Source organism: Caenimonas soli (assembly GCF_013155545.1).
Classification (GTDB): domain Bacteria; phylum Pseudomonadota; class Gammaproteobacteria; order Burkholderiales; family Burkholderiaceae_C; genus Ramlibacter; species Ramlibacter soli.
Map to the genome: position 1 here is coordinate 181,167 of NZ_JABJVV010000003.1, position 17,337 is coordinate 198,503.

Consider the following 17,337-nt stretch of genomic DNA (forward strand, 5'->3'; position numbering starts at 1 on the left):
GATTCTATAGAGGCCTTGCGGGTTCCCTTGGTAGCATGCTGGGATGTCCACGCTCGAACTCACACTGCTATACCTCGTAGCCGCAGTGGTGGGCGTGGTGGCATGCCGTTCGCTGAAACTGCCGCCGATGCTGGGCTATCTGGTGGTGGGCGTGGCGATCGGGCCGAATGCGCTGGCGCTGGGCGACGACCCCGAGGGGCTGCGCCACCTGGGCGAGTTCGGCGTGGTCTTTCTCATGTTCGTGATCGGCCTGGAATTCAACCTGCCCAAGCTGCGCGCGATGCGCACGCATGTGTTCGGGTTGGGCATGCTGCAGGTGGTGCTGACCATGTTGGTCATCACGCTGGGCTCGCTGTACCTGTCGGCGATGGTGCCCAAGCTGTGGCGCATGGAGTGGCGCACCGCGCTCGCGCTGTCGGGCGCGGTGGCGATGAGCAGCACTGCCATCGTGGTCAAACTGCTGTCCGAGCGGCTGGAGTTGGAAGCCGAGCACGGCAAGCGGGTGATGGGCGTGCTGCTGTTCCAGGATTTGGCGGTGGTGCCCTTGCTGGTGCTGATTCCGGCCTTGAACAGCCCGCCCGAGATGCTGTTCGCGGCGCTGGGCGTGGCTGCGCTCAAGGCCGCGGCCCTCATCGCGCTGCTGCTGGTGGGCGGCCAGCGGGTGATGCGCTGGTGGCTCACCATCGTCGCGCGGCGCAAGAGCGAAGAGCTGTTCGTGCTGAACCTGCTGATGGTCACGTTGGGGCTGGCCTGGCTCACCGAAATGGCGGGGCTGTCGCTGGCGCTGGGTGCCTTCATCGCCGGCATGCTGATCTCCGAGACTGAATACAAGCACCAGGTGGAAACCGACATCCGGCCCTTCCACGACGTGCTGCTGGGCCTGTTTTTCATCAGCATCGGCATGATGCTGGACTGGCGGCTGGTGGCCGAGCGCTGGGGCCTGGTGCTGGTGCTGATGACGATGCCCGTGCTGTTCAAGCTGGGGCTGGTGACGGTGCTGGCGCGCATTCTGGGCGCGTCCACGGGCGTGTCGCTGCGCACTGGCCTGTACCTGGCGCAGGCCGGTGAGTTCGGCTTCGTGCTGCTGACCCTGACCAACCAGAACCAGCTGGTGCCGCCGGCGCTGCTCAACCCCATCCTGGCCAGCATGGTGCTGTCGATGCTGGCCACGCCCTTCATCATCATGTACAGCAACCGCATCGTGCTGAAGCTGGTCGCCAGCGAGTGGCTGCAGCAGTCGCTGCAGATGACCACCATCGCGCGCAAGTCGATCAACGCCAACAAGCACGTGATCATCTGCGGCTATGGCCGCTGCGGCCAGAACCTGGCGCGGATGCTCGAGCGCGAAGGCATTCCCTATATGGCGCTCGACCTGGATCCGGACCGGGTGCGCCAGGCGGCTGCGGCGGGCGACTCCGTGGTGTTCGGCGATGCGGCGCGGTTGCAGGCCCTGGCAGCGGCCGGCCTGGCGCGCGCCAGCGCCGTGGTCGTCACCTACCTGGAGGTTCCGGGCGCGATCAAGGTGCTGGCCCATGTGCGCGGCCATGCGCCCCAGGTGCCGGTGATCGTGCGCACCCAGGACGACCGCGACCTGGAAAAGCTGCAGGCCGCCGGCGCCACCGAGGTCGTGCCCGAGGCGCTGGAAGGTTCGCTGATGCTGGCCAGCCATGCGCTGGCCCTGGTGGGCGTGCCCATGCGCCGCGTGATCCGCATCGTGCAGGACCAGCGCGACGAACGCTACAGCCTGTTGCGCGGCTACTTCCACGGCGCCGACGACGACACCGTGGACGAACTGCAGAACGAGCGCCTGGCCACGGTCACGCTGCCCTTGGGTGCGGAGGCGCTCGGCCGGGAGCTCAGCCACATGGCCCTGCACGCGCTGGGCGTGCGCGTGGTCAGCCTGCGCCGCAGCAACGGCAAGCCGGTCGATCCGGACACCGATCCGCCGCTGGCGGACGGCGACACGCTGGTGCTGTCGGGGCGGCCCGAAACACTGGCCGTGGCCGAAGAAAAGCTGCTGCGGGGTTGACGCGCCGGAGCGCGCCTAGACGAAGTGGCCTACCAGCAGCGCTGCTCGCATGCGGATCGCCATCACCGAGGCCAGGCCCTTGACCAGGTCAACGGACAGCTTGGGATGCTTCTGGCTCATGGCCTCGAACTTCTCCCAGCTCAGGCCCCAGGCGACGCCCGGTTGGGTGGGCATCACGGTGGCGCTGCGCGGCGCGCCCGAGAAAAAGGCGCCTTCGCCCACCACCGAGCCGGGCCCCAGCGTGGCGACGATGTTGCCCGCAACGGTGACCTCCAGCCCGCCGTCGGCCAGGATGAACAACTCGCGCTCGCATTCGCCCTCGTGCATCAGCGGATCGCCGGCCTTGAGGAAACGCATCGACAGGTAGGGCGCCAGCGACTTCCATTCCTGCAGCGTCAGCTTGCACTGCAAAGCGTCGCTTGCGTCGAGTGCGCCGATCGCGGTGACCAGTTGCTCGACGTTCATCGAGCAGGCGTCAGTTCAGGTCGCCGTACTGGGTGCCGCTCAGTTCCGGCGCGCGCCGGTCCAGCGCGTCGGGCAATTCGGTGTCTTCGAAACCGGTCAAGAGCGTGTAGCTTTGCGGCCCGCTCCGGCTGGAGCCGTCGAAGGCCCGGGCGCTGGCGCCATGCGGCACGCCCACTGCGGCGGCAGCGGCGGCAGCCGGATTGGCGACGCCGCTGGCCAGTGCCCGCTTGAACGCTGCCACCTCGTCGGCCTGGATCGGGTCGTAGCGGGAGGGCTTGCGCGCCTCGGGGGCGGCCTCCAGCGGCGCGGGGCCCGACTCCAGCACCGCCGGCTGCGAATCGACGGCGGACTCCAGCGGCGCCGGTTTCGAGTCGCCGGGCCGTTGTTGGAGCTGGGCGTTGGGGTCGCCGACGGCCACATGTTCGTTCATGCGCCAGTACACGGCGCTGACCAGGATGTCGTAACGGGACTTGGCGCCCTGGGCGACGAGGGCCTCGATCTCGGCCAGGCGCGAGGTTTCGCCGCCGTAGTTGCGGGCCAGATCGACCATCACCAGGAACTGGCGGCCGCGGGCGTCCAGCGACAGCACCTTGAATTTGTAGCTGGCCGACAACACACCGGCCCGCGTCATGGCTTCGCGCACCACCGAATACAGCAGTTCGCGCCGCGCCATGCGCTCGCTCTTGCGGTTGGCTGGCTGCCCGTTGTTGGCCGCGTCGTCGTTGCCGGGGCCGCGCTTGGCTGCGGGCCGGGTCGGGTCCACCCGGGACAGGCCCGAACTCTCAGGGTCTCTGGCCGGTTTTCGGGCCGTGAACATCCAGCTGAACAGTGACATGGCGGGCTTTCTTGCTTATGGACGAGGCAAAGCGGAACATAGGTCTTTGGTTCCTCTACCGCAACAGTGTAATTGTGGCCCCGGAAAAAGCCTAGTTACGGTTCAGGTGACCGCGATCCGCTTGGGTTTGTTGACCAGCCGGCGCGCCACCAGGGACCCCAGGGCCATGGCAATTTCCAGCGCCACGGCCGGATTGCGATTGCTGAGCTCGGTGAACCGGATGGGCGTCAGGCACCAGACCTTGCTCGGCGAGGCGGCCTGAACCGTCGCGTTGCGCGGCTGCCGCGTGAAAAAGGCGCCTTCACCCACCGCCGAACCGGCCTCGACCAGCGCCATGCGCAGCCGGCCCTTGTCGTCTTCGTAGTGGACGGTCAGCCCGCCCGACTCCACCAGGTAGAGCGTGCGGTCCAGCGCCTTGCGTTCGATCAGCACCTGGCCCTGCCGCATGGCGAAGGGCTGCGTGTAGCTGCTCAGCACTTCCCACTGAAAAGCCGTCAGGGTGGGCGAGAAAGCATCGACGGAATGATTGCGGGCGATAGCCTGAACCAGGCCTTGGATATCGAACTTGACGGGGCCGCGCAGCGGAGCATTCATGATGCTCGACAGTATCGTGCGGCCGGGCCACCCGCGAGTGGGGACTTAACCGGCTCTTACACCTGATACGAGCTGCTACTTGCCGATGCAAAAACTCGAAAAGATCACCCCGAGCAGGTCGTCGGAGGTGAACTCGCCGGTGATTTCGTTCAACGCGTTCTGCGCCAGCCGCAGTTCCTCGGCCAGCAGGTCCAGCGACTGGGCCTGGGCCGCCAGGTGCGCCGCCGCTTCCATCAAGTGCGTGTCCACCCGGCGCAGCGCCTGCACATGGCGTTCGCGGGCGATGTACACGCCTTCCGGCGCCGACTGCCAGCCCGCCACTTCCAGCAGCCTGCGGCGCAGCTCATCCAGGCCGGCACCGGTCTTGGCGGACAGGCGCACGCCCTGGTCAGCGCCCTCGGGAGCGGCCGCGGCGTCGAGCTTGTTCCACACGTCGATCACCGGCACGGCCCGGGGCAGCTTTTCGGCCAGGCCCTGACCGATCGCGCGATCGGCTTCGGCGTAGTCGGCGGCTTGCCAACGCGTGAGGTCGTGCAGGAACAGCACGGCATCGGCGCCGGCGATCTGGCCCCAGGCGCGCTCGATGCCGATTTTTTCGACATGGTCCTGGCTGTCGCGCAGCCCCGCCGTGTCGATCACGTGCAGCGGCACGCCCTCGATCTGGATGGTCTGGCTCACCACGTCGCGCGTGGTTCCGGGAATCGGCGTCACGATCGCGAGCTCGGCGCCGGCCAGCGCATTGAGCAGCGAGCTCTTGCCGGCGTTGGGCTGGCCCGCGATCACCACTTTGATGCCTTCGCGCAGCAGCGCGCCTTGGCGCGCCCGCTGCATCACCCGCGCCAGCGTCTGCTGCAGCCGCTCGAGCTGGCCCTGGGCATCGGCTTTCTTCAGGAAGTCGATTTCCTCTTCCGGAAAATCCAGCGTGGCCTCGACCAGCATACGCAGGTGGATCAGCGCGTCGCGCAGCGTATGGATCTCGCGCGAGAACTCGCCCGACATGGAGCGGCTGGCGCTGCGCGCCGCGGCTTCGGTGCTGGCGTCGATCAGGTCGGCGATGGCCTCGGCCTGGGCCAGGTCGATCTTGTCGTTGAGGAAGGCGCGCTGGGTGAATTCGCCGGGCTCGGCCACCCGCAGGTCAATGCCCGCGCCGGCTTCCAGGCAGCGCGCCAGCAGCAGCTGCAGCACCACCGGCCCGCCATGGGCCTGCAGTTCCAGCACGTCTTCGCCGGTGTAGGAGTGGGGCGCCGGGAAATGGATCGCCAGGCCCTGGTCGATGGTACTGCCGTCGGCGGCCAGGAAGGGCAGGTAGGTGGCTTCGCGCGGCTTCAGCGCCCGGCCGCAGACCGCTTCGACAACCGCCGCGACCGAAGGCGCCGATACCCGCACGATTCCGACCGCGCCGCGGCCGGGGGCGGTGGCGATGGCGGCAATCGGCTGGTCGTGGCGCGGGAGCATCCCTTATTGTCGTGCCCGCAATGACAGCCGTTTACCTGAACTTCGGCAGATTGAACTCCGGCGGAACGCCCATTCGCGTGTTGATGATCCACTGCTGGGCGATCGACAGCACGTTGTTGGTGATCCAGTACAGCACCAGGCCGGACGGGAAGAAGAAGAACATCACCGAGAACGCCAGCGGCATGAACCACATCAGCTTGGCCTGCATCGGGTCCGGCGGCGTCGGATTCAGCGCGGTCTGCAACAGCGTGGTGAACGTCATCACCAGCGGCAGGATGAAGAACGGATCGGGCGCGGCCAGGTCCTTGATCCAGCCCACCCAGGGCGCGCCGCGCATTTCCACGCTGGACAGCAGCACCCAGTACAGGGCGATGAACACCGGGATCTGCACCATGATCGGCAGGCAGCCGCCCATGGGGTTGACCTTTTCCTCGCGGTAGATGCGCATCATCTCCTGCTGCATCTCCTGCGGCTTGTCCTTGTAGCGCTCGCGCATCGCCATCACTTTGGGATTGATGGCCTTCATCTTGGCCATGCTCTCGTAGCCCTTGGCCTGCAGCCAGTAGAAGGCGATCTTGATGATCAGCACCAGCGCCATGATGGCCCAGCCCCAGTTGCCCAGCACCTTGTGCAGCTGGTCCAGCAGCCAGTACAGCGGCTTGGACAGGATGGTGAGCCAGCCGTAATCCTTGACCAGGTCCAGGCCGGGCGTGATCTGCTCCAGCATCGTTTCCACCTGCGGGCCGGCGAAGAACTTCGCTTCCACGGCCTTGGTGGCACCGGGCGCGACGGGATCGAGCGGCGCGATCATGCCGACCGCATACAGGTTGGTGTCGACCTTGCGCACGAACAGGTCGCGACCGATGCCGTCCGGCAGGATCCAGGCGCTGGCGAAATAGTGCTGCACCATGGCCACGTAGCCGTTGGTGGAGTGCTTGTCGACCTCGGCCTTGCCCTTTTCGATGTCGCTGAAATCGACCTTGGTGAACTTCTTGGCCTCGGTGTACACGGCCGGGCCGGTGAAGGTGGAATAGAACGACGATTCACCGGGCAGCTTGTTGCCGTCGCGAACCAGCTGCAAGTACAGCTTCGGCGCCACCGGCGCGGTGCCGGTGTTCACCACATCGTGGCGCACGTTGGCGTCGTAGGCGCCGCGCTTGATGGTGTAGGTCTTGACCAGCTTGACGCCGCCCTTCTCGGGCGACTCGAAGCGCAGCACCAGCTCGTTGGCGCCGGGTTTCAGCTCGCGCTCGCCGCTGAAGGCCATCACCGTCTTGTGATTGGGGAAGTCGCCGCCGATCAGGCCGGATTCGGCCACGTACTTGTAGGCGGGGCGGTCATCCAGCAGCACGAAGGTGGACGTCTTGTCGTCGGCGATCTGCTTCAGGAACTCGGTGCGCACCAGCGAGCCGCCTTCGGTGTTGAAGGTCAGGCGCACCAGGTCGGTGGTGACGGTGATCTTCTCGCCGACCGTCGACGGTGCGGCGGCCGTGGCCGGGGGCGCGCCGACCGGCTGGGTGCCGGTGACGGCAGGAACGGCGGAAGGAACGCTGCTGACCGGAACGCTGGAAGCGCCGGCCGGGGCCGTGGCAGCCGGCTGTGCGGGCTGGCCGAATCCGAAAGTCGGCTTGTGGCCGTTATAGATCTGCCACTGGTCCCACAGCATCACCATGGAGAAACCAAAGATCACCCACAAGATGGTGCGGCGAATGTCGTTCATGAAGTCTTCTTCTTGGAATGAGGTGAGAGCAAATGGGTGAACAGGCGCGGCTTTTCGATAGGCGCCGACAGGCCGCCCTTAGGCGCCGACGGCCCCCTCGGGGGGCAGCGAAGCGTGGGGGCCACTTCAGGCACGGGGTCGTGCCCGCCGTCGCACCAGGGGTGGCAGCGCGCCAGGCGCCCCAGCGTCAGGTAAGTGCCAGCCGCCGCGCCATGCGTTTGTAGCGCCTGCAGCGAATAGGCGGAACAGGTGGGGGTGAAGCGGCAGCTCGAGCCCAGCCAGGGGCTGAGCAACAGGCGATAGCCCTTGACCAGGGCGATCAGCGCGGCGCGAATCATGGTGCCGCCCGGGCGAACAACTCTTGCAGTTCGCCGCGCACCGCGCGCTTGAGCGCATCGGAGGTGGCGCTTTCGAACTGCTTGCGGTCGAAGCCGGCCCGCAGCCGCACCACATGGGCGGCGACTGGCAGCGGGGGCTCGACGGTTTGGCTCACGGTATAGATCTGGCGTTTGATGGCATTGCGGGTGACGGCTCGTTTGGCCCAGCGCTTGGGAATCAAGGCGCCGATCCACGGCTCGCGCACAGCAAACAGGGCCTTGGATCCTTTGGACCCAGGCCCTGGTTCGGTGGGCGCCGCGGGCGGCGCGTCCAGTTCCATGCGATGCAACGCGAAGTGCGCGGTCTTGGAGACGACTGTGCGGCCCGCCATCACGGCCTGGAACTGCACCCGGGTCTTCAACCGCTGCACTGGACGTGCAGGCGGCTTAGACAGCCAGGCGCTTGCGGCCCTTGGCGCGGCGTGCGTTGATGACGGCACGGCCGCCGCGGGTCTTCATGCGGACCAGAAAGCCGTGGGTGCGTGCGCGGCGCACTTTGGAGGGTTGGTAGGTGCGTTTCATGTTCGTTCTCAGGGAAACCCATGATTATCATGGAAATTCCTAATGGCGGCAAGGACATAGGCCTTTCTTGTCATGCCGTACCTGATGCTTCATCCAGCGCTTATACCCTGCTTCATGGCGAAATCGTCTTTGTGGATAAGGCTTTGATAATCTAGAATCGCGCCCTTCCCAGAATGAATATATCCACAAGAGGCAACAGCCAATAATGAGCGAGGGGCAACACAATGGCCTGGCGGCCAACGCCGGCCTGGGCGCCGGCGACAGCCTGTGGCAGGCCTGCATCGACCAGCTGGCCCAGGAACTCCCCGAGCAGCAGTTCAACACCTGGATCAAGCCCCTGGTGGCCCAGGTTTCCGACGATTTCTCCAAGGTCACGGTGTTCGTGGCCAACCGCTTCAAGCTCGACTGGGTGCGGGCCCAGTATTCCAACCGCATCGCCAGCCTGCTGGAAAAGCTCTACGGCCAGCCGGTGCAGCTTGAGTTAGCGCTTGCTCTCCGTGAACCGACCGCCAGGACTTACTCCACGCCAGCGGCCAACGAGATGGGTGCGCCACCGGAGCCGGCCGACATCAGCGACGACGCGGCCAGTATCGCCTTCAAGAACCGCCTGAACACGGCCCTGACCTTCGAAACGCTGGTGGAGGGCACGGCCAACCGCATGGCCCGCGCCGCCGCCATGCATGTCTCGGGCATGCCGGGCCAGCTTTACAACCCGCTTTTCATCTACGGCGGCGTCGGCCTGGGCAAGACCCACTTGATGCACGCCGTGGGCAACAAACTCCTGGCCGACCGGCCGGGAAGTAAAGTTCTCTACATCCACGCTGAGCAGTTCGTCTCGGATGTGGTCAAGGCCTACCAGCGCAAGACTTTCGACGAGTTCAAGGAGCGTTACCACTCGCTCGACCTGTTACTCATCGATGACGTGCAGTTCTTCGCCAACAAGGACCGCACGCAGGAAGAATTCTTCAACGCCTTCGAGGCGCTGCTGGCCAAGAAGTCGCACATCGTGATGACCTCGGACACCTATCCCAAGGGCCTGACCGACATCCACGAGCGCCTGGTGTCGCGCTTCGATTCCGGCCTGACGGTGGCCATCGAGCCGCCCGAGCTGGAAATGCGCGTGGCCATCCTGATCAACAAGGCGCGGGCCGAAAGCGCCGAAATGCCCGAGGAAGTGGCCTTCTTCGTGGCCAAGAACGTGCGCTCCAACGTGCGCGAGCTCGAAGGGGCGCTGCGCAAGATCCTGGCCTATTCGCGCTTCAACCAGAAGGAAATCTCGATCCAGCTGGCCCGGGAAGCCCTGCGCGACCTGCTGTCGATCCAGAACCGCCAGATCAGCGTGGAGAACATCCAGAAGACCGTGGCCGACTATTACAAGATCAAGGTCGCCGACATGTACAGCAAGAAGCGCCCGGCCTCGATCGCCCGCCCGCGCCAGATTGCCATGTACCTGGCCAAGGAACTGACCCAGAAGAGCCTGCCGGAGATCGGCGAGCTGTTTGGCGGCCGCGACCACACCACGGTGCTGCACGCGGTCCGCAAGATCGGCGGCGAGCGCCAGCAAATGACCGAACTGAACCAGCAGCTGCACGTGCTGGAACAGACGCTCAAAGGCTGATGATGGCCCTAGCTAACAAGCCTGTGGAGCGTTCCGGCACAACTCGACAGTTATCCACACGGGAAGGCCCAGGCCGGAAGTTATCCCTGCTGGGACGACAGCACGGAAGCACACCCACACACAGTGTTTTTAATCGGGCAAGTGCTTGATAAAAAAGGGGAAAATAGCGGTTGTCCACAGAAGGGCCTGCCCCTTACTACTACTACTATTTTGAATTAAAGAAATAAAGAGAAAGAGAAGAGGAAAGACATGATCGTCCTGAAGGCAACGCAAGACAAAGTGCTCTCGGTTCTGCAATCGGTTGCGGGCATCGTGGAGCGCAGGCACACGCTGCCGATCCTGGCCAACGTGCTGATTCGCAAGACGGGCAGCTCGGTGCAGTTGACCACCAGCGATCTCGAGATCCAGATCCGCACCACCGCGCAACTCGATGGCGACAGCGGCAACTTCACCACCACCGTGGGCGCCCGCAAGTTGATCGACATCCTGCGCACCATGCCGAACGACCAGACCGTGAGCCTGGAATCGAGCCAGAACAAGCTGATCCTCAAAGGCGGCAAGAGCAAGTTCACGCTGCAGACGCTGCCGGCCGAAGACTTTCCGCTGGTGCAGGAAGCCGCCAGCTTCGGCCCGGTGTTCAGCGTGCCGCAAAAGACCTTGAAGGACCTGTTGAACCAGGTGTCCTTCGCGATGGCGGTGCACGACATCCGCTACTACCTCAACGGCATCCTGTTCGTCGCCGAAGGCAAGCAATTGAGCCTGGTCGCCACTGACGGTCACCGCCTGGCCTTTGCCAACGCCACGCTCGACGTCGAAGTACCCAGGCAAGAAGTGATCCTGCCGCGCAAGACGGTGCTGGAGATGCAGCGCCTGCTGTCCGATGCCGAGGGCGCGATCGAGATGCAATTCGCGAGCAACCAGGCCAAATTCAGCTTCGGCGGCATGGAGTTCGTCACCAAGCTGGTCGAGGGCAAGTTCCCCGACTACAACCGCGTGATCCCCAAGAACCACAAGAACCACGTGACCCTGGGCCGCGCGCCGCTGCTGGCCAGCCTGCAGCGCACCGCCATCCTGACCAGCGAGAAGTTCAAGGGCGTGCGCCTGAACATCGAGCCGGGCAGCCTGCGGGTGGCCTCCAACAATGCCGAGCAGGAAGAAGCGGTGGACGAGCTCGACATCGACTATGGCGGCGACGCCATCGAAATCGGCTTCAACGTCACCTACCTCATCGACGCACTGGCCAACATGGACCAGGAAATGGTGAAGCTGGAACTGGCCGATTCCAACAGCTCGGCGCTCATCACGATCCCCGAGAATTCGACGTTCAAGTACGTGGTTATGCCAATGAGAATTTGATGCCCCTGGCTGTCATTGCGGGCTCGACCCGCAATCCATGAATTCATGGATGCCGGATCAAGTCCGGCATGACAGACAAGAACACCAGACCCGCCATTGAGGCGGGTTTGGTACTTCAAGAGTTTGAGAAAAGTCTGTCCATGTCCGAAGAAAACAATGTGAACACCGGCCCCGCCGGTGAGGAAAGCTCCAATTTCCAGCCCACGATCGACACCAACCAGGCCGGCGCCAGCGCTGCCTATGGCGAGTCGTCGATCCAGATCCTGGAAGGCCTGGAAGCCGTGCGCAAACGTCCGGGCATGTACATCGGCGACACCTCGGACGGCACCGGCCTGCACCACCTGGTGTTCGAGGTGGTGGACAACTCCATCGACGAAGCGCTGGCCGGCCACTGCGACGACATCTTCGTCACCATCCACAGCGACAACTCGATCAGCGTGGTCGACAACGGCCGCGGCATCCCGACCGGCATCAAGATGGACGACAAGCACGAGCCCAAACGCTCGGCGTCCGAAATCGCCCTGACGGAACTGCACGCCGGCGGCAAGTTCAACCAGAACAGCTACAAGGTCTCGGGCGGCCTGCACGGCGTGGGCGTGAGCTGCGTGAACGCCCTCTCGAAGATGCTGCGCCTGACGGTGCGGCGCGAAGGCAAGGTGCACGTGCTCGAGTTCAGCCGTGGCTTCGTGCAGAACCGCATCATCGAGAAGATCGACGGCGTCGAAGTCTCGCCCATGCAGATCCTGGGCGAGACCGACAAGCGCGGCACCGAAGTGCACTTCCTGCCCGACAACGAGATATTCAAGGAGAACGCCGACTTCCACTACGAGATCCTCTCCAAGCGCCTGCGCGAGCTGAGCTTCCTGAACAACGGAGTCAGGATTCGTCTGCTCGATGAGCGTTCCGGCAAGGAAGACGACTTCTCAGGCGCCGGCGGCGTGAAGGGCTTCGTGGCCTTTATCAACAAGGGTAAGACTGTTCTGCACCCCAACGTGTTCCACGCCATGGGCGACCGCCAGTCGGACCAGAACACCAACATCGGCGTCGAAGTGGCGATGCAGTGGAACAGCGGCTACAACGAGCAAGTGCTTTGTTTCACCAACAACATCCCGCAGCGTGACGGCGGCACCCACCTCACCGGCCTGCGCGCCGCGATGACGCGCGTGATCAACAAGTACATCGACGACACCGAGCTGGCCAAGAAGGCCAAGGTGGAAGTGACAGGCGACGACATGCGCGAGGGCCTGACCTGCGTGCTGAGCGTGAAGGTGCCCGAGCCCAAGTTCTCCAGCCAGACCAAGGACAAGCTGGTCTCCAGCGAAGTGCGCGGCCCGGTGGAAGACGTGATCGCCCGTACGCTGGGCGACTACCTGCAGGAGCGCCCCAACGACGCCAAGATCATCGTCGGCAAGATCATCGAGGCGGCGCGCGCCCGCGAAGCGGCCCGTAAGGCGCGCGAGATGACGCGGCGCAAGGGCGTGTTGGACGGCATGGGCCTGCCCGGCAAGCTGGCCGACTGCCAGGAGAAAGACCCGGCGATGTGCGAGATCTACATCGTCGAGGGCGACTCCGCCGGCGGCAGCGCCAAGCAGGGCCGCGACCGTAAGTTCCAGGCCATCCTGCCGCTGCGCGGCAAGATCCTGAACGTGGAGAAGGCGCGTTACGAGAAGCTGCTCACCAGCAACGAAATTCTGACACTGATCACCGCGCTGGGCACTGGCATTGGCAAGGCCACGGGCGCGGGCGGCAACAACGGCGCCGACGACTTCAACGTGGCCAAGCTGCGCTACCACCGCATCATCATCATGACTGACGCCGACGTGGACGGCGCGCACATCCGCACGCTGCTGCTGACGTTCTTCTATCGCCAGATGCCCGAGCTGGTGGAGCGCGGCCACATCTACATCGCGCAGCCGCCGCTGTACAAGGTGAAGGCCGGCAAGGAAGAGCTGTACCTGCAAGGCCAGAGCGAGCTGGATACCTTCCTGCTGCGCATTGCGTTGAACGGCGCCAGCGTGCAGACCGGCCCCGACGGAACCACCGTGATCACCGGCGACACGCTGGCCGAACTGGCGCGCAAGCACCAGGTGGCCGAGGCCGTGATCAAGCGGCTCACCGGCTTCATGGACGCCGAGGCGCTGCGCGCGATTGCCGACGGCGTGCGCCTGAACCTGGACACCGTGCTGGACGCCGAGGCTTCGGCCGTGGCGCTGCAGGAGAAGCTGCAGGAGCTGGACAAGGCCAGCAACGCCGCCCCGGCCGAAGTGGCCGGCGAGTTCGACGTGCGCACCGACAAGCCCATCCTGCGCATCAGCCGCCGCCATCACGGCAACATCAAGAGCAGCGTGATCACGCAGGACTTCGTGCACGGCGCCGACTATGCCGCCCTGGCCGAAGCCGCCAACACCTTCCGCGGCCTGCTGCACGAGGGCGCCAAGGTGACCCGCGGCGAAGGCGAGCGCCAGAAGGAAGAAAAGGTCAGCGACTTCCGCCAGGCCATGCGCTGGCTGATCACCCAGGCCGAATCCGCCACCGCCAGGCAGCGCTACAAGGGCCTGGGCGAGATGAACCCGCAGCAGCTGTGGGAAACGACGATGGACCCCACCGTGCGCCGCCTGCTACGCGTGCAGATCGACGATGCGATCGAGGCCGATCGCGTGTTCACGATGCTGATGGGGGATGAGGTAGAGCCGCGGCGGGACTTTATTGAGACCAATGCGTTGAGGGCGGCGAATATTGACGTTTAGCAGTGGATGGCGGTGAGCCGGCCGAGCCGAACGCTGACTAGCCGAGTGCCATGATATGGACTGTTAGTCCTTAGGTTCCTGGAGGAGCGAGAGTCCACAAGGGTTTGCTGCTATGAAAATTTCAGCAAATCCTTTATCTTTGTGGCCATATAGCCCGAATGTAGCCGCTGGGACGCATTACCGACGCAAGCGTCCAACAGCTACAGCCGTTCAGTGCGGGAGGTCCCTCGACCCGCCACTGAACGGACTGAGTTCGAAAAATGCTTGGCTGCTCGTTTTTGCTGTGCAAAAATACAGTGCCCTAGCCCTGCCGTTGCTCGAAAGATGGAGGCGCTCTTGCAGCGCGGCCGTAAGAGCCTGCTTAGCTAGCGGGGACGTCGGTGTAATGCAATTTCCAATTTTCAGATGGCAAACAACAAAGCGCGAGCTGCTCAGCTAACCTCGGTTGAGGCAATACGGACAAAATTGACAAAGCCAAGGCTGAATTCGTTCTTTGCAGGGATCGGCGGCTTCGATCTCGGATTCGAGCGGGCAGGTATTTCGCCCGCATTTCATTGCGAGCTCAACAGCTTCTGCACTAGCGTTCTGCGACGGCACTGGCCGAGCGTTCCTTGCGTCCCGAATATTTTGGAAGTAACCGCCGCCGAAATTCCAGATGCCGACGTCTGGTGCGGCGGTTTCCCTTGCCAAGACGTATCTGTCGCGCGCGGTTGGCTTGGACGCGACGGGCTGAAGGGTAAGAACACCGGGTTGTTTTATCCATTCGCGGAGCTCGTCAAGCAAAAGATGCCTACCGTTGTTCTTATGGAGAACGTGTCGGGATTATTGAGCTCCCATGACGGCCGCGATTTCGCCGTTATCCTTCAAACATTTCAGCTTCTCGGCTATGGAGTCGCTTGGCGCATCTTCAACACTCGCTACTTTGGGGCTCCCCAATCGCGACCGCGGGTTTACATCTGCGCTTGGAAGAATTCCGCGAGAAGCGCGTTGAATGTGCTGTATGAGCCAGGGTGCACGACAACTCCAGAAAGCGCCCGACTGGGGTTCTTGCGTCCTACCCGTTGCGAAGAGACTGGCGCCCATGTGCCGGAAGTGGCATTTTGTCTTGCGGCAACCTCGGGCCGACACACAGGCACAGACTGGAGCCGCTCCTACATCTCATACCACGACGAAGTTCGCAGGCTTACGCCGACTGAATGCGAAAAGCTGCAAGGCTTCCCCGAAGGATGGACCCTTCCACATGAAGACTTCCATTTGAGCGATGACGCGATCGACACCATGCGCTACCACGCAATCGGCAACGCGGTGTCGGTCCCGGTCGTGGAGTGGGTTGCGAGGCGCATTGCGACGGAACTTAAAGCAACAAAATCGAAGGCCGAGGGCTTGGAACCCGTAAAAGCCGCCATTGAGTACGCCAAGAAGCGCGTGCCAGATTTTGCGTCCGCGAAGGCCTCAACAGTCCAAATAGAAACCTTTGCGGACCACGACGACGCCCCGAAGATTAAGTGGAACAACGGCGGGGTTATGTTTGGGGGCCTTTGCCATATGTCGCCCGTCTCGCCTGCACCGAAGAAACCCATACATTCGCGAGTGGTTGATTCTCTTGATAAGGTTAAACCGTCCTCTCGCTACTTTCTGAGCCCGAATGCCGCGACTGGAATCTTGCGTCGAGTTGAAAGCCAAGAACGCCAATTGTTCGACCCATTGGCGACGGCTTTGACGCGACTAGCTATGAAGGCGTCGCTAAAACATTCCAGCGACAAACGCGAGCCACTCGCTCAAAAAAGTAGATAGGAAGGATGGGCATGCCCAAATTCGCAATCATTCGACTGGGCAAAGACAGCGTGGCGGACATAAAGGCGATCAACGCCTTAACCGCGTCGCCCGCGGTGCCGCTCACCTTTGATGTCAAATGCAGCCAGGTTCCGCAAGAGCTGGAGACCGGTGACTATGCATTCATCTGCTTAGGCTCCGACAACAATCAGGGCTCTCCCACCGACTGGGTACGAGGAGTACGCGCTCTAGGCACGGTCACGAACAAGTCTGGAGGCCCCGGCTACAACGACTCCTGGGTCGTGAGTTTGGAGGTAAAGGTGGCATTGCCTGCATCAGTCACCAAGAAGGAACTCTTGGCGATCGCTCCAAACGCTTATTTTTGGGCTTCCGACATCCCTGTTCTCGGAGTAGACACCCACAGCAACCAAACCGTCCAAATGATCAAGACGGCTGAGCCTCATCAGAAGATTGAGGCACTCGTCTACGGTTTAAATTCGATCCATCCCCGATTTGGCAAAGACACGGTCGCGGCGTATCCAGCCTTGGCACCCATGTTCACTTACGTGCCACCCGCTCCGACGGGTTCGGCAGCAGCTCTTGCCGCCACGGCAGCGGCAACCGCCGCTTCGGGCACGAAGGGCAGCATCGACATTTCGAAGATTGTTAAACAGTTCAAAGATGACGCAGACGTAGCCGAGTTGCGTATCGATGTTGATGAGGCCCATCGTTTCTTTGCGAGCCTGTTATCTAAGCGCTTTCTGATCGCCACCGGTCTCGCAGGCTCTGGCAAGACCAAGCTTGCCCAAGCATTCGCCGCATGGATTACCCGAACAGTATCTGAAGCTGCACCGGCCAAATGCTACGAGGTCGTGTCTATTGGGGCGGACTGGACAGGCAATGAAAACATTCTCGGGTACGCCAACGGCTTAGACGAAAAGAGTTACGTATCCAAGCCCGCTCTGGACCTCGTGCTTCGTGCCCTGGGCGATCCAGAGGCTCCGTATGTCCTGATCCTGGACGAGATGAACCTTTCTCACGTGGAACGCTACTTCGCTGACGTTCTATCTGTCCTGGAATCTGACGAAAAGATCAATCTGCATAAGGACCCATCGCGAAAGTCCCAAGGAGTGGTCGTTCCGAATGAGATTGAGCTCCCCAAGAACTTGTTCATCATTGGAACCGTCAACGTGGACGAGACCACTTACATGTTTTCGCCTAAGGTGCTGGACCGGGCCAGCGTGATTGAGTTCCGCATGGAAGCAGATGAGCTCGCGGCCTTCCTCGCAAATCCCAGCAAGCCAAATCTGTCAATGATCGCCGGCAAGGGCGCAGCGTTCGGTCCAGCGTTCGTCGCGGGCGCGAGGTCTCAAGTTCCAAACTTTGCACCGCCGCTGAAGGGACAATACGAGGCAGAAATGCTTTTGTTCTTTAATGCTTTGCGTGGGAACGGAGCCGAGTTCGGATATCGCGTTGCACACGAAGCCGCCCGTTTCATTCATTTTTACAAGGGGCTTGGAGCGCATGCGGACGCCGATCCGCTTTGGTTTGCGAGGGCGTTCGATTGTTTGGTCGCGCAGAAGTTTCTTCCCAAACTCCACGGATCACGAGCCAAGCTTGCGCCGCTGCTTAAGAAGCTTTGGTTCCTCTGTGTGGCCGACGCTGCCGCTCGGGGCGGAGATGCGTTCGCGGCCGCAGAAGCTGCGGCTAAATCGACGGAGAAGCTAGCCGAGCCGTCGTCGGTAGTTCCAGATGGGGCGCCATACGCCGTGAGCGCGGAAAAGATCAGCCGAATGTGGCGCCTGCTCAATGACAACGGATTTGCGTCGTTCGCTGAGGCGTGAAT

At 62.9% G+C, this 17,337-nt stretch carries 15 protein-coding genes; 7 read left to right on the plus strand and 8 right to left on the minus strand.

Annotation, left to right across the window (positions count from 1 at the left end; genetic code table 11):
- Positions 1–43: 43 nt before the first annotated feature.
- The gene (locus HNE04_RS06040) at positions 44–2,029 is read left to right on the plus strand and encodes a cation:proton antiporter domain-containing protein (protein WP_172217612.1); all 1,986 of its coding nucleotides are present in this window, start codon (positions 44–46) and stop codon (positions 2,027–2,029) included.
- Between the two features lie 15 nt (positions 2,030–2,044).
- On the opposite strand, the gene HNE04_RS06045 is transcribed toward HNE04_RS06040, so the two are convergent.
- The 8 genes from HNE04_RS06045 to rpmH all read right to left on the minus strand — a co-directional run bounded on the left by HNE04_RS06045 (position 2,045) and on the right by rpmH (position 7,997).
- Positions 2,045–2,494, minus strand: coding sequence for a Crp/Fnr family transcriptional regulator (locus HNE04_RS06045; RefSeq protein WP_172217613.1), 450 nt, complete (start codon positions 2,492–2,494; stop codon positions 2,045–2,047).
- A 10-nt stretch (positions 2,495–2,504) separates the two neighbouring features.
- On the minus strand, positions 2,505–3,329 hold the full coding sequence (locus HNE04_RS06050) for a hypothetical protein (RefSeq protein ID WP_172217614.1): 825 nt from the start codon (positions 3,327–3,329) through the stop codon (positions 2,505–2,507).
- 102 nt (positions 3,330–3,431) lie between these two features.
- Positions 3,432–3,923, minus strand: coding sequence for a Crp/Fnr family transcriptional regulator (locus tag HNE04_RS06055; RefSeq protein ID WP_172217615.1), 492 nt, complete (start codon positions 3,921–3,923; stop codon positions 3,432–3,434).
- A gap of 75 nt (positions 3,924–3,998) precedes the next feature.
- Positions 3,999–5,378 carry a tRNA uridine-5-carboxymethylaminomethyl(34) synthesis GTPase MnmE gene (mnmE, locus tag HNE04_RS06060; RefSeq protein ID WP_172217616.1) on the minus strand — a complete coding sequence of 460 codons (1,380 nt, stop codon included), beginning with the start codon at positions 5,376–5,378 and terminating at the stop codon, positions 3,999–4,001.
- Positions 5,379–5,409: 31 nt separating this feature from the next.
- Positions 5,410–7,098 carry a membrane protein insertase YidC gene (yidC, locus tag HNE04_RS06065; protein WP_172217617.1) on the minus strand — a complete coding sequence of 563 codons (1,689 nt, stop codon included), beginning with the start codon at positions 7,096–7,098 and terminating at the stop codon, positions 5,410–5,412.
- Positions 7,095–7,436 (minus strand): membrane protein insertion efficiency factor YidD, encoded by a 342-nt coding sequence (yidD, locus tag HNE04_RS06070; RefSeq protein ID WP_172217618.1) that lies wholly within the window; start codon positions 7,434–7,436, stop codon positions 7,095–7,097. The genes yidC and yidD overlap by 4 nt, the downstream gene beginning before the upstream one ends.
- Positions 7,433–7,846: a ribonuclease P protein component gene (locus tag HNE04_RS06075; RefSeq protein WP_172217619.1), complete on the minus strand. Its 414-nt coding sequence runs from the start codon at positions 7,844–7,846 to the stop codon at positions 7,433–7,435. The genes yidD and HNE04_RS06075 overlap by 4 nt, the downstream gene beginning before the upstream one ends.
- Before the next feature lie 16 nt (positions 7,847–7,862).
- Complete coding sequence (gene rpmH / locus HNE04_RS06080) at positions 7,863–7,997, minus strand: 50S ribosomal protein L34 (RefSeq protein WP_027101598.1); 135 nt, start codon at positions 7,995–7,997, stop codon at positions 7,863–7,865.
- A 20-nt stretch (positions 7,998–8,017) separates the two neighbouring features.
- On the opposite strand from rpmH, the gene HNE04_RS28275 reads away from it, so the two are divergent.
- The 6 genes from HNE04_RS28275 to HNE04_RS06105 all read left to right on the plus strand — a co-directional run bounded on the left by HNE04_RS28275 (position 8,018) and on the right by HNE04_RS06105 (position 17,335).
- Positions 8,018–8,152, plus strand: a complete 135-nt coding sequence (locus tag HNE04_RS28275) for a hypothetical protein (RefSeq protein WP_268904872.1) — start codon at positions 8,018–8,020, stop codon at positions 8,150–8,152.
- A gap of 50 nt (positions 8,153–8,202) precedes the next feature.
- Positions 8,203–9,615: a chromosomal replication initiator protein DnaA gene (gene dnaA / locus HNE04_RS06085; protein WP_172217620.1), complete on the plus strand. Its 1,413-nt coding sequence runs from the start codon at positions 8,203–8,205 to the stop codon at positions 9,613–9,615.
- A gap of 249 nt (positions 9,616–9,864) precedes the next feature.
- Complete coding sequence (gene dnaN / locus HNE04_RS06090) at positions 9,865–10,971, plus strand: DNA polymerase III subunit beta (RefSeq protein WP_172217621.1); 1,107 nt, start codon at positions 9,865–9,867, stop codon at positions 10,969–10,971.
- A 140-nt stretch (positions 10,972–11,111) separates the two neighbouring features.
- Positions 11,112–13,718: a DNA topoisomerase (ATP-hydrolyzing) subunit B gene (gene gyrB / locus HNE04_RS06095; protein ID WP_172217622.1), complete on the plus strand. Its 2,607-nt coding sequence runs from the start codon at positions 11,112–11,114 to the stop codon at positions 13,716–13,718.
- A 405-nt stretch (positions 13,719–14,123) separates the two neighbouring features.
- Positions 14,124–15,512, plus strand: a complete 1,389-nt coding sequence (locus HNE04_RS06100) for a DNA cytosine methyltransferase (RefSeq protein WP_172217623.1) — start codon at positions 14,124–14,126, stop codon at positions 15,510–15,512.
- 11 nt (positions 15,513–15,523) lie between these two features.
- Positions 15,524–17,335 carry an McrB family protein gene (locus HNE04_RS06105; RefSeq protein WP_172217624.1) on the plus strand — a complete coding sequence of 604 codons (1,812 nt, stop codon included), beginning with the start codon at positions 15,524–15,526 and terminating at the stop codon, positions 17,333–17,335.
- Positions 17,336–17,337 lie beyond the last annotated feature (2 nt).